10 protein-coding genes are annotated in these 12,642 nt (G+C 59.3%); 4 read left to right on the forward strand and 6 right to left on the reverse strand.

Annotated elements, in window-relative coordinates; translation table 11 throughout:
* Nucleotides 1-2: 2 nt before the first annotated feature.
* From ACR0K5_RS16350 to ACR0K5_RS16360, 3 genes are read right to left on the reverse strand one after another with little or no spacing between them, the layout of a single operon-like run.
* Nucleotides 3-1,649 (reverse strand): hydantoinase B/oxoprolinase family protein, encoded by a 1,647-nt coding sequence (locus tag ACR0K5_RS16350; RefSeq protein ID WP_480630723.1) that lies wholly within the window; start codon nt 1,647-1,649, stop codon nt 3-5.
* A gap of 3 nt (nt 1,650-1,652) precedes the next feature.
* Nucleotides 1,653-3,719, reverse strand: coding sequence for a hydantoinase/oxoprolinase family protein (locus ACR0K5_RS16355; RefSeq protein WP_480630724.1), 2,067 nt, complete (start codon nt 3,717-3,719; stop codon nt 1,653-1,655).
* A gap of 6 nt (nt 3,720-3,725) precedes the next feature.
* A complete protein-coding gene (locus ACR0K5_RS16360; RefSeq protein WP_480630725.1) occupies nt 3,726-5,000 on the reverse strand; it encodes an NAD(P)/FAD-dependent oxidoreductase in 1,275 nt (424 codons plus the stop codon).
* Between the two features lie 133 nt (nt 5,001-5,133).
* On the opposite strand from ACR0K5_RS16360, the gene ACR0K5_RS16365 reads away from it, so the two are divergent.
* Nucleotides 5,134-5,538 (forward strand): rhodanese-like domain-containing protein, encoded by a 405-nt coding sequence (locus tag ACR0K5_RS16365; protein ID WP_480630726.1) that lies wholly within the window; start codon nt 5,134-5,136, stop codon nt 5,536-5,538.
* A 20-nt stretch (nt 5,539-5,558) separates the two neighbouring features.
* On the opposite strand, the gene ACR0K5_RS16370 is transcribed toward ACR0K5_RS16365, so the two are convergent.
* Nucleotides 5,559-6,326: an IclR family transcriptional regulator gene (locus ACR0K5_RS16370; RefSeq protein WP_480630727.1), complete on the reverse strand. Its 768-nt coding sequence runs from the start codon at nt 6,324-6,326 to the stop codon at nt 5,559-5,561.
* A complete protein-coding gene (locus ACR0K5_RS16375) occupies nt 6,323-8,659 on the reverse strand; it encodes a molybdopterin-dependent oxidoreductase (protein WP_480630728.1) in 2,337 nt (778 codons plus the stop codon). Before ACR0K5_RS16375 ends, ACR0K5_RS16370 begins: the two co-directional genes overlap by 4 nt.
* Nucleotides 8,660-8,751: 92 nt before the next feature.
* Between ACR0K5_RS16375 and metC the strand changes: the two genes are divergently transcribed.
* The 3 genes from metC to ACR0K5_RS16390 are packed head-to-tail and all read left to right on the forward strand — an operon-like array spanning nt 8,752 to nt 11,472.
* Nucleotides 8,752-9,927: a cystathionine beta-lyase gene (metC, locus tag ACR0K5_RS16380; protein WP_480630729.1), complete on the forward strand. Its 1,176-nt coding sequence runs from the start codon at nt 8,752-8,754 to the stop codon at nt 9,925-9,927.
* A gap of 10 nt (nt 9,928-9,937) precedes the next feature.
* Nucleotides 9,938-10,573, forward strand: coding sequence for a VOC family protein (locus ACR0K5_RS16385; RefSeq protein ID WP_480630730.1), 636 nt, complete (start codon nt 9,938-9,940; stop codon nt 10,571-10,573).
* Between the two features lie 14 nt (nt 10,574-10,587).
* Nucleotides 10,588-11,472, forward strand: a complete 885-nt coding sequence (locus ACR0K5_RS16390; RefSeq protein ID WP_480630731.1) for an MBL fold metallo-hydrolase — start codon at nt 10,588-10,590, stop codon at nt 11,470-11,472.
* A 101-nt stretch (nt 11,473-11,573) separates the two neighbouring features.
* On the opposite strand, the gene ACR0K5_RS16395 is transcribed toward ACR0K5_RS16390, so the two are convergent.
* Complete coding sequence (locus ACR0K5_RS16395) at nt 11,574-12,641, reverse strand: amino acid ABC transporter permease (RefSeq protein ID WP_480630732.1); 1,068 nt, start codon at nt 12,639-12,641, stop codon at nt 11,574-11,576.
* Nucleotide 12,642 lies beyond the last annotated feature (1 nt).

Consider the following 12,642-nt stretch of genomic DNA (forward strand, 5'->3'; position numbering starts at 1 on the left):
TTTTATCCTTCGAATCCGTAGTCTTGCTTTGCCTGTTCGGCGGTGATGAACCTGGCGGCCAGGTCACCGGCCACCGCGTCACGATCCCTCTGTTCCGGTGCGCCATAGCCTCCGCCACCCGGCAGGCTGAGCCTCAAACGCTGGCCGTTTTTGACCAGTTGCCGACCCTTAGAGCGCAGCTTTGTCCCATCGGACAGTTCAACCGCACCTGCACCGCCGGCCAACCCGCCATTGCGCCCCCGCGCGGGGTTTTCAACCCGGTCGAACATGGCGTTGAAGTAGAAATCATAGCCCTCACGCGGCTCGATCTCGATAGTCTGTCCCAGACCGCCGCGCAGGGCCCCTGCTCCGCCCGAGCCTTCGCGCAGGTCCTTGCGCCAGACGGTGATTGGCCCGACATGCTCGGTCGCCTCAACGCTCATGGTCGACACGCCTGAAGGGAAGGCCGTGGCGCTTAGCCCGTCGAAGGCGGGGCGCGCACCGGTGCCTCCCGAGTTGAACATCAACACCTCACGGTTCGGCAGCCCGCTTTCGGGGTCAGATGCACGCGCTGAAATCTGAATGTTCCAGAGCGCACTTGCCCCCTCGGCCGGAACAGTATCCGGCAGCGCCTTGTGCAGCGCACCCAATACCACGTCTGGCACCAGATGACCCATCACATGGCGCACCGAAACCGGCGCGGGGCGTTTGGCCGCGAGGATGCAGCCTTCGGGCGCGGTGATCCGAAACGGCTCAAGCGAGCCGGTATTGTTTGGAACGTCCGGCGCAATCGCGCATTTCAGCGCGTAGCAGGCATAGGCACGGGTATAGACCTCGGGGCAGTTCACGCCGAACCGGCTCATACCCGATGTGCCCGCGAAATCCGCCAGCAGTCGATCGCCATCGACACTGAGCGTGACCTCCATATGCACCGGGGCGTCATAACCATCGACCTGCATGGTCTCGTGATAGGTGCCCGAGGGCACTTTGGTGATGGCCTCCAGCGTTGCCTTGCGGCTGGTCTCGATGACGAAATCCGACAAAGATTGAAGGTCAGCGATGCCGAACTCATCCATCATCGCCTGCAGCCGGCGATCACCCGCCTCGTTACAGGCGGCCAGCGAATACATGTCGCCCACAGTCTGATCCGGGGTCCGCACATTGGCGCGGATCATCTCGATCAGCAGGGGCTGCACCTGACCACGTTCGGCAAACTTGGTTATGGGTATCAGGAGCCCCTCTTCGTAAACCTCATTGCCATCTGGGCCAAAGCCGCGTCCGCCGATGTCCACCACATGTGCAGTGCAGGCGAAATAGCCGATATGCGCGCCGTTACGGAACACGGGTGTGACAACGGTGATGTCGTGCAGGTGCCCTGTGCCCAGCCAGGGATCGTTGGTGATGAACACATCTCCGTCGAACGTATTCTGCGGCCCGATCTGCGCGGCAAAATGCGTGACGCTTTCGGCCATCGCGTTGACGTGACCCGGAGTGCCGGTCACCGCCTGCGCGATCATCCGCCCCTCGCGGTCAAAAAGACCCGCCGACAAGTCGCCCGCTTCGCGGACCGAGGTTGAAAAGGCCGTGCGGATCAGCGTTGTGGCCTGTTCCTCAACAACCGCGATCAGGCGGTTCCACATGATCTGATGATCAATATCTGACGTAGCCATGGCCTATGCCTCCTTCGCCAGCAACAGCAAACTGCCGTCGCCCTGCCCCACCGCGCGATAGCCCGAGGTAACAACGGTCGAGGTCTCGGATTCCACGATGATCGCGGGGCCTTCGACGGCCTTGCCGGGGGTCATGCCGGACCGTTCAACCTCGCGCGCTTCGACCGATTTGCGCAGGGCGGCGTCGAAAAACCGCCGCGTCCGTGAGACGGACGCGTCCGTGCCGCTGCTATGACCGACCACCGGATCGGTGTCCGGCAGCACGGTCGATACGGTCAAAAGCCAGTTCGTGATTTCAACGGCCAACCCGTCGATCACCCGGCCAAACAGCGTGCGATAGGCCTCTTCAAACGCTTTGAGGATCAGCGATACATCGCAATCTTCAAACTGTTTGTGCGGCAGCGACACCGGGATTTCCCAACCTTGCCCGGAATAGCGCATCTGCGCGGTCAGGCGAATCTCTGTGTCGGCGCCTTTGGCCCCCTCATCCACAAAGGCGCGCGCCTCGGCCTCCATCTCGATCAGGGCGGCGTTCACGGCACCTGCATCGAAGTCATCCAGACGCTGGAACAACCCGCGCGTCGCCTCAAAGCTGAACGGCGCTTTCAGGAAGCCAATGGCCGAACCCACGCCCGCACCCGGCGGGATGATCAGCGCCTTGATTCCCAACTTTTCGCACTGACGACAGGCGTGCAGGGGTGCCCCGCCGCCAAAAGCAATCATGGTGAAATGTTCGATATCGCGCCCGTTCTCAACCGTGTGAACCCGCGCAGCGTTGGCCATGTTCTCGTCCACCAGTTCGGTGATACCAAAGGCGGCATCCCCAGCAGAGAGGTTCAGCTTGGCCGCAGCCTTCTCGGATTCTGCTGTGTGCAGCGGGATCGCACCGCCAGCAAAGTTGTCCGGGTCCAGACGGCCCAGCAACAGGTTCGCATCCGTCACAGTTGGCTCTGTCCCACCGCGCCCGTAACAGGCCGGTCCGGGTTCCGACGCCGCCGAGCGCGGGCCGACCTGAAGTCGGCCCATGCTGTCAACCGAGGCAATCGAACCGCCTCCAGCCCCGATTTCGACCATCTCGACAACCGGTGTCGAAACGGTCATGCCCGAGCCCTTCTTAAACCGATAGGTCCGGGCGACTTCGAAGGTATTGGCGGTCTTGGGGGCGCCATCTTCGATCAGGCAAATCTTGGCGGTGGTCCCGCCCATGTCAAAGCTCAGGACCTTGTCCAACCCATGCGCGCGCGCAAAGTCGGCGGCAAAGATCGCGCCTCCGGCGGGGCCAGATTCCAGCAAGCGCACCGGCTGTTCCGCAGCAGTTTCGACCGAGATCAGACCGCCACCCGAATGCAGCATGAACACCGGAGCCGTCACGCCGGTGTCGCGCAGACGCGCCACCAGACGACCCAAATAGTCGGCGACCTGCGGTTGTACATAGGCATTGGCGATCACGGTGTTGAAACGCGGCAGTTCCCGCATCTGAGGCGAGATCACCGAGGACAGCGAAATCGACAGGTCCGGCAGCGCCTTGCGCAGCGCCTCGCCCATCGCGACCTCATGCGAGTCATTGGCATAGGCGTGCATCAGGCCGATGGCGACCGCCTCGAAGCCGCCTGATTTGATCGTGTCAACCATGGCGTCGACCTCGGACAGGTCCAGCGCCAGCAAAACCTCTCCGTCCGGGCCCATACGCTCGTTCAGGGTGAACCGGTCCTGACGGGGCACCAGCGGCTTCGGCAGGCTCAGGTTCAGGTCATATTGTTCGAACCGGTTTTCCGAGCGCATCTCGATCACGTCCCGGAACCCTTCGGTGGTGATGAAGGCAGTCTTTGCGCCGCGCCGCTCGATCAGCGAGTTGGTCACCAGCGTAGTGCCGTGAATGACCTGCCCGATATCCCCCAGCGCAAGGCCAGCCTGATCCGCCGCCTTGACGATCCCATCCAGGATCGCCTGTTCGGGCTGGCTGTAATTGGTCAGGACTTTGCAGGTAGACAAACCGCCGGGATGCTGCAGAGCGACATCCGTAAAAGTTCCACCAATGTCGACGCCGACGCGAATATCTATCTTGCTCATGGGACTCTAAAGGCTCTTGAGGATTTGGTTAGCCGTGAACGCCGTCTGATACAGACGGGACATGATCGGGGCCGACGATACAGTTGAAAGTTCGGTCATGGGCAGCGGCAGCTCTGCCGGGTTCATGCCCGAGATCAAATTGGCCATGCACTCACCAAAGATGGTGCCGGTGGTGATGCCGCGCCCGTTATAACCGATTGGCGTCAACAGGTTCGGGGCCAGTTGATAAATACGCGGCAGGTGGTCCGGAGTCATGGCAATTTGCCCATGCCAGGCCTCTTCGAACTCCACCGAACCCAGCTCGGGATACAGGCGCGCAAGGTTCTTCCTCGCCCAGCGATGCGACAAACCACGGCCAACCGTCCCGACGACAGTGCCCATAGAACCGATCACCAGACGGTCAAACATATCGCGGCGAATGCTGAACATGATTTGGCCCGTATCCCAGATTCCCTGCCGACCCGGCAGGATATGAGACATATCGGACTTGAGCGGTTTAGTCGCCAACTGGAAGTAGTGGATCATCGTGAACACGCGGTTCAGGTCGGGCCAAAGCGTGTCACTATACGCGTTCGTGCCAAGCACAACATACTTGGCTCGGACTGTGCCTTTATCGGTTTCAACAACCCAGTTTTCGCCGTCGCGCCGCAGATTGGTCGCGCGCACACCGGTGCTGATTTCCACACCCGCGCCTTTTGCAGCCCGCGCCAGACCCCGGCAGTATCCCATCGGGTTTATCGTGCCAGCCCGGTGATCCAGAAGGCCGCCGTAAAAGGCGCTGGTTCCGGTTTTGCCAACCATTTCCTCCGCCGAGAGTAGATCGACCGGCTCACCCAACCGCGCCCATTCCGCGTGGCGCGCTTGCAGGTCTTTAAAGCCCGACGGGGCGTGTGCGGCATGAATGGTTCCCGTCTTGGTCACTTCGCAGCGAATCTGATGCTTCTCGATCAGATCGAAGACCTTGGATGGCCCTTCGCCGAAACACTTTACAAAGCGCGGCCCGTACGTGTCACCCAGCTTCTTTCGGACGGCTGCGGGTGGATGCCATACCCCTGCGTTGACCAGACCGACATTGCGACCCGATCCGCCAAAGCCGATATGCTTGGCCTCAAGAACATTGGCGCTCAGCCCTTTCTCTGCGCAATAAAGCGCCGTTGAAAGACCGGTAAACCCGCCACCAACGATTGCGACATCTGCTTCTGCGTCGCCAGCCATCGGGCTGCGGATATCAGGCTCTTCGGCGGAAACATCCCAAAGAGAGATTGGGCTGTCTGTTTTCATGCGCGAGGACCCTCCACTATCAAAAACGGGAACACACCATGAAGTTATGGCGATTCCAACGAAGACAGGTTGCAATGATCTTATCTATGTGTCAATATATGAAAAGAGTGTTTTATATATCGGAACAATTGATATGGCCAAGCTTAAGAAAACAGCTGCGCAGATGGTGCAGGAGTCTCGCGACCGCATCGAAGAGATCGAAGCAGCGGATCTGATCGCGATGGTCGACGACCCGAATGTCGTTATCGTCGACATCCGCGATGTGCGGGAACGTCAGCGCACCGGGTTCATCCCCGGCAGCTTCCACGCCCCGCGCGGCATGATCGAGTTTTGGGTCGACCCCGATAGCCCCTACCACAAAGACGTATTCGCGCAGGACGGCAAGAAATACGTGTTCCACTGTGCCTCGGGCTGGCGCTCGGCCATCACCGTAGCCACCCTGCAGGACATGGGCTTCGATGCCGCCCACCTGAAGGAAGGCTTTGGCAGCTGGGAAAAATCCGGCGGCCCGGTTGAGAAGGTCGAGAAAAAAGACTGAAATCCAACGGAAGCTGTGGCCTAAAGCTGCCGCAGCTTCTGTGATACGCCCTCGGCGGCATGGTGAACCAGCCTGCCAAGCCGATCTTCGCCCCCTTCGGTCAGGTTGATATCGGGTAAAGAGATACCCAGCGCGGCAATCGCCTCGCCATCGGGCAACAGGATGGGCGCGCCAAAACTCAGAATACGATCGCGGAATTCCCCCCGGTCAAAGGCATAGCCCCGTTGGCGGGTTTCCTTTATATCAGCGGCCACTTCCTCCAGCGTTGTCAGGGTTTTGTCAGTGTACCGCGCCAACTGACCATCCAGCTTTTCGCGCAACTGCTCAAAATTGCGCGACAGAATGGCCTTGCCCGTTGCGACACAGTGAATGGGTGCGCTTCCACCAACAGGATTCCAGGACCGGATCGGCTTTAGGCTTTCCACCTTATCAATATAGATAACACTGAGACCCTCTGGCACAGCCAGATAGATTGCCTCGCCGGTTTCCTGACTCAGATACGCCATCTCGGGCGCGGCGGCGGCACGCAGGTTCAGGTTTTCAACCGAACTGCGCCCGACCTGCCAGGTTTTCAAGGTTGCTGCATAGGTCTTGTCATCCAGATGTTTGACATAGCCAAGCGTGTTCAGGGTCTGCAAAAGGCGAAATGTGTTTGACTTCGTCAGATCAAGTTCGCGCGACAGTTCGGTCACGCCTTTGCTGCCCTGAGATGCGGCGAGGTTCTCCAGAATGGCCAACCCCTTGGACAACGTAGAATCCACCTTCGGTGCTTTGGGTGCTTCGCTCACAACTCGTCCTTTTTGCGCAATTTAGTCTGTATAGCAGAACGTGAAACGCCTTCAAATGCGGGTTGATCATGAACCGTCACGTCGGGGACCTCTCCATCATAACGCCTCATATCGACCATTGTGGAATGTGATGCCGGGCTCTGGGTCAGGCTGGACGTGCGCAGATCATGGGTCAGAACATTTGGGTTACCATGCCGGTCACGCTCTTGCGGCGCGTCATAATCGGGATCGTACCAGGCCCCGGTCCACAAGAAGATACAGCCTTTCAGAATGTCAGCCGTAACGCGCGCACCCGCCAGACAGCGGCCACGATCGTTGAACAGCTCGACGATGTCGCCACCCGCAATCCCCCGGTCTGCCGCGTCATTTGGATGGATCAGAACCGGCTCACGCCCTTGTATTTTCAGGCTGCGGCTATAGTCGCCGTTGTCCAGTTGGGAGTGCAGCCGCGTGCCCGGCTGGCCGGACAACAGATAGAGTGGCTGCGTGCCCGCAGCGGTATCGCGCGGCTCAAACCATGTTGCATGCCCTTTGCAATCGTCCAACTGAAACCCTGCAATACGATCCGAAAAGATTTCGATGCGACCACTGGGCGTCTGCAACGGGTTCGCTTTGGGGTCTTGCCGGAACTCAGCCATAAAGACCTGAGTGGGCGACGGATCCTTCAACTCAAGAACATCACCGCTGATGAATGTTTGCCAATCGGGCACGCTTTCTCCGGCCGCGCTGGCCGCCTTTTGCGTCTGATCCCAGATACGGCGCAACCAGCCGTCGATGTCCAGCCCTTCGGTGAACTGCTCTGCAGTGCCCAAACGTTCGGCCAGATCAGCGTAGATATCGAACTCTGCCCGCGCTTCCCCTCGCGGTTCGGCACTTGCAGGCATAGGCACCAGAGCGTTGTCTGATTTACCGCCCCCAAAATCCGTGCGCTCTTGCGGGGCCGCTACGGGGAGGACGATATCTGCATGCCGGGCCGTCGACGTCCAGTTCAACTCATTCACGATGATGGTTTCGGGGCGCTGGAACGCCATGTGCAGACGCCGCAAATCCTGATGGTGGTGGAAGGGATTTCCACCGGCCCACCAGACCATTCGAATATCCGGGAACACCCGGTCTTCCCCGTTGTACTTGTACGCACCGCCCGGATTAAGAAGCATCTCGGTGATCATCGCCACCGGAATGAAATCCGACACCGGGTTTTTACCCTGAGACAGCGCCCCCCAGCGGAAGGGCCTTTCGATGTTGCCGATATTGGCGTTCACGCCGTAACCGACGGTATAGCCGCCGCCGGGCAGCCCGATCTGCCCCAACATGGCTGCGAGCGTGACTGTCATCCAAAGCGGCTGCTCACCATAATCCGCACGCTGGAGCGCTGCGGCACAGGTGATCATTGTTCGGCCCGCCGCCATTTCGCGGGCCAATGCGGTAATGCGGTCTTCCGGAACACCCGAAATCTCGGCCGCCCAGCCCGCAGATTTGACAACGCCGTCCTCCGCTTCACCACGCAGATAGGCTGCCATCCGGTCAAACCCAACCGTGTAGCGATCAAGGAAATCAGAGTTGTGCAGGCCTTCGATCAAAAGGGTATGCGCGATCCCCATCATCACGGGGGTGTCGGTTCCGGGTTTTGGCGGGACCCACTCGGCTCCGATCTCATGCGCAGCATCCGTTCTCAACGGGCTGAAATTCACGAACTTCACACCCGCTTCGGCACAGGCCTTCAGGTTGTCCATCATCCGGTGCCGCGCCACGCCGCCGTCACTGACCTGCGTGTTTCGCGTGGCCATGCCACCGAACATCACTACAAGATCGGTATGTTTCGCGACCACCTGCCAACGGGTCGCTTGCGCCACATGCGTCCTGAACGGCCCGACGATATGCGGCATCAGCACCAAAGCGGCGTTATAGCTGTAGTTACCCTCTGACCGGACAAACCCGCCCTGCCCGTTCAGGAAACGCTTGAGCTGGCTTTGGGCGTGATGAAAGCGGCCCGCACTGGACCAGCCATAGGAGCCACCGAAGATCGCAGAGTTGCCGTAGGTCTTGCGCACACGGGTCAGCTCGGCAGCGATCAGGTCCAGCGCATAATCCCAGCTGACCTCGACAAAACTGTCGCGCCCGCGAACGCCTTCCCCGGTCAGCCAGCCGCGCCGGACAGCCGGGCGCAGCACACGGGCGCGGCCATTCAGGCTTGAGGCAATATTGCGATTGATGTCTGAGGGATTCGGGTCGTCAGGATGCGGGTGAACCGCGACCAGTTTGCCGTCTTTTGTTTCTGAAATACCAGCACCCCAATGGTTTCCGGTCAGGGTCCGGGTCGTCTCTGCGGTCACGTGTATGTTCCGGTATGAAAAACTGCTTTTCCGAATATTGACACAAAATTGGCGACCTGTCATCATGCTGAACAGCATTAGAGGGCACAAAAGTGCAAGACATCCCATTTAATCTAGCAGACTGCCTTGTGCAGGATGGGCGTCCTGATCGTGTTGAGGGTCGGCACGTGAATATGCCGATCGAACTCGGCTCGACAATGGTGTTTGACAGCTTTGCAGAATTCGCAGCCGCGCGCGACGCGCGGTATGAAAGCGGTACACTCTATTACGGGCGCTATGGCAATGCCGCGACCCATAAGCTTGAGCAGATACTGGCAAAGCTTGAAGGCGCCGAAGCGATCACGCTGACATCCTCAGGCGTGGCCGCCATCACAACGACTCTGATGGCGCTGACCCACCCCGGCTGCCACGTTCTGGTGGCCGACAACGTTTATGGCAACACGCGTGGGTTTTGCGACGGGCTGCTGACCCAGCAAGGGGTCGAGATCGAGTATTTCGACCCGATGATCGGCGGCGCGATCAGCGATCTGATCCGCGCAGAAACCGCTGCAATCATGTTTGAAAGCCCCGGCTCCGGAACGTTCGAGATGCCCGACATCCGGGGCATTGCGGCTGCTGCAAAATCGGCAAGTGTGCCGACCATCCTCGATAACACATGGGGGACGCCTGTTTTCAGCCAGCCCCTGTCCTGGGGTGTCGACATTGTGGTGTATTCCGGCAGCAAATACATCTCGGGCCATTCCGATTGCATGCTGGGCATCACTGCAAGCAACGCGGCATATGCGCAGGTTATTCGAAAAGCCGTGATGCAGATCGGTGACAAAACCGGGGGCCAGGAGATACTGCTGGCTCTGCGTGGCCTCAGATCCCTGAAATTGCGGATGGAGTATTTCGACAAGGCCGGGCGCGAGATGGCGCTTTGGTTTGCCGCTCAACAGCAGGTCAAAACTGTTCTGCACCCCGCGCTGCCCTCCTGCCCCGGTCACAAAAACTGGGTGCAGAATTTTACCGGCGCTGCCGGGCTGTTTGGCGTCGTCTTCCACACCGCAAGTGAAAGCGCCGCGCATCGCTTTGTCGACGCGCTGCACCATTTCGGAATTGGGGTCAGCTGGGGCGGGTATGAAAGCCTCGCCCTGCCGGTCACGCCCGTACGCACGGCGACCGAATGGTTGGAAACCGGCCAGCTTGTCCGTTTCAATATCGGGTTGGAGGACCTTGACAGTCTGAAAGCAGACGTCGCAAACGCCCTCCCCCTGCTGGATCAATAAGGATTTGAGAATGCTCAACAAGATCGACCATTTTGCCATCGGCGCAGACACTCTGGCCCAAGGCGTTGCGGCCATGAAAGACGCGTTGGGTGTCGAGGTGCCGCAAGGCTCGAAACACGATGCGATGAGCACGCATAACTGCGTCATGCAGGCGGGGAACGAGAGCTTTTTTGAGTTGATCGCAATTGACCCCGATGCCCCCGATCCGGGCCGGGTCCGCTGGTTCACTCTGGATGATCCCGCGACGCAAGACCGACTGAACGCGCGCCCTCGGGCGTTGTGCTGGGTGGTTAACACCGATGATCTGGATGCCGTCATCGCCGCCAGCCCAGTTGATCTGGGCGAAGTTGTCCATTTCCAGCGCGGCGACCGCAGCTGGCGTCTGACCGTGCCAAAAAACGGACACCTGCCGGAAAACGGCCTGATTCCGGTCTTCATCGAATGGTCGCCCGGTCCACACCCATCGACCGGCCAGCAGAACCTGGGGGTAAAGCTTTCGAAGGTGCAGATACAAACACCGGATGCTGCGCGTATGACGGATATGTTCGAGAAACTTCAAATCTCGCATCTGGCAGAGGTTTCCGAAGGCCCCACCGCGCTTTCCTTTGTTCTGAAAACCCCAAACGGTACGGTAACGCTCGACTAAGCAAGAGGTGCTCTATGACGATCCCATCGGTCAATCTGTCGCAAAAACCGGAGGTTATCGGTTTCTTTGACCCGGGGTCCAACACGATCACCTATGTTGTGCGCTATCCAGGCTCGACGGCCTGTGCTATTGTCGATCCGGTGATGGAGTTCGACCTTGCAGCAGGCCGCCTGACCTTTGAAAGCGCCGATCAGGTCATCGCCTATATTCGCAAGAACGATCTGACCCTTGAATGGATCATCGAAACACATGTCCATGCCGACCACCTGTCAGCCGCGCCCTATCTGCAGCAGGAGCTGGGGGGCAAGATCGGCATAGGCGAGCATGTACAAACCGTTCAAGACACCTTTGGCAAGATCTTCAACGAAGGGACAGAGTTTCAGCGCGACGGCTCGCAGTTTGATGCGCTTTTTGCAGATGGCGAGGCGTATCAGTTGGGCGGTATGTCCTGTTTTGCGCTGCACACACCGGGTCATACTCCGGCCTGCATGGTCCATGTGATCGGTGACGCCGTTTTTGTCGGCGACACGCTGTTCATGCCGGACGGAGGGTCAGCACGGGCCGACTTCCCCGGCGGCGATGCAGGGCAGCTTTATGACTCGATCCAGCGGGTTCTGTCTCTTCCCGATGAGATGCGGCTTTTCATCTGCCACGATTACGGCCCCGGTGGGCGCGCGGTTGCATGGGAAACCACCATTGGCGAGCAGAAGGCCAAGAACATCCATGTTGGCGGCGGCAAATCCCGTGAAGAGTTCATCAAGTTCCGCAATGAACGCGACGCGCAGCTGGCCGTCCCAAAACTCATCCTGCCTTCGCTTCAGGTGAACATGCGCGCCGGTGAGGTGCCCGAAGATGAAGAGGGGAACATGATGCTCAAGACCCCCATCAACAAGCTTTGATCTCTAACCAACAAAATAAGACCCAATTTTAAAACAAACCGCTCATCCGAGGTTCGGATGAGCGGCTGCCGATGCAGTTGCGGTGAAGGAAGACGGGGAGGTTACCGCTCTGCAACTTTCATGCGACGCTTGAGGTACTCTCCATACTGGCCAAGGCCGAACAGAAACACCCAGTAAATCGCGGCAACAAAGGCCAGCACTTCGATATAGTAAGGTGCCCATTCGCCAGTCCCGAAGGCCGCATTGGCCGAGGCAAGCACATCGAAGAACCCAATGATGATCACGATCGCGGTTTCTTTGAAGGTCACGACAACGTTGTTGACCGTGGCAGGCAGCGCGTGACGGAACACCTGCGGCAGAACAATGCGCCCCAAAATCTGCCAATAGGTCAGACCCAGCGCCTTGCCCGCTTCGAACTGCCCTTTGGGGATGGCTTGGAATCCGCCGCGCAGCACTTCGGCCTGATAGCAGGCAAAGAACAGGCCAAAGGCGATGATCACGCGCCAGATCTTATCCCCTTCCAGCCAGCTTGGCAGCAGGATCGGAATGACCACAGCAGCTGTGAAAAGCGTCGTCAGCAGCGGCAGCGAGCGGATCATATCGATCACCAGCGAAGCAAAGCCGCGCACGACGGGCATCTCGGACCGGCGCATCAGCGCCAGACCCAGCCCCGTTGGCATCCCGATCAGAACAACGCTTGAGAACAGGAACAGCGTCAGCGCCAGACCGCCCCACTGGTCGGTGGTGACCTGCGGTAAGCCCAGCAGGCTGCCTTCCATCAGCAGATAGTAGATGGCGAATCCTACGATCCAGATGGTCGACAGGCGCTTGGCTGTCCAGGTCCAGGGAAAGCACGAAATGATAACCGTGCCAACAATCGACAGACAGGCCAGGGCCGAGCGCCAGTGTTCGTCATACGGATAGAGGCCAAACAGGATCAGCCGGTGACGCGCGTCGATAACCGACCAGCATGCCCCGCCGTGGCCGCATTCCTCGACATTATCCGCGCTCCACACTGCGTGGAATACCCCCCAGCTGAGCGCCTGCCAAACCAGCCATGCGAGGCCCGCAAAGACAACAACCGTGATGATCGAATCCGTCGGCGTGGCGAACGAGCGGCGGCGGAATCTCTCCCAGTCGAATTTCTTATCAAGTACCGCGTCAGCCATA

This window comes from Ruegeria sp. AB9, assembly GCF_056542585.1.

What these genes read in the sequence shown, in the direction of transcription:
- ACR0K5_RS16355 (WP_480630724.1), bottom strand. Translation starts at nt 3,719, where the DNA reads ATGAGCAAGATAGATATTCGCGTCGGCGTCGACATTGGTGGAACTTTT.
- ACR0K5_RS16350 (WP_480630723.1), bottom strand. Translation starts at nt 1,649, where the DNA reads ATGGCTACGTCAGATATTGATCATCAGATCATGTGGAACCGCCTGATC.
- ACR0K5_RS16385 (WP_480630730.1), top strand. Translation starts at nt 9,938, where the DNA reads ATGCTCAACAAGATCGACCATTTTGCCATCGGCGCAGACACTCTGGCC.
- ACR0K5_RS16395 (WP_480630732.1), bottom strand. Translation starts at nt 12,641, where the DNA reads ATGGCTGACGCGGTACTTGATAAGAAATTCGACTGGGAGAGATTCCGC.
- ACR0K5_RS16360 (WP_480630725.1), bottom strand. Translation starts at nt 5,000, where the DNA reads ATGAAAACAGACAGCCCAATCTCTCTTTGGGATGTTTCCGCCGAAGAG.
- ACR0K5_RS16390 (WP_480630731.1), top strand. Translation starts at nt 10,588, where the DNA reads ATGACGATCCCATCGGTCAATCTGTCGCAAAAACCGGAGGTTATCGGT.
- ACR0K5_RS16365 (WP_480630726.1), top strand. Translation starts at nt 5,134, where the DNA reads ATGGCCAAGCTTAAGAAAACAGCTGCGCAGATGGTGCAGGAGTCTCGC.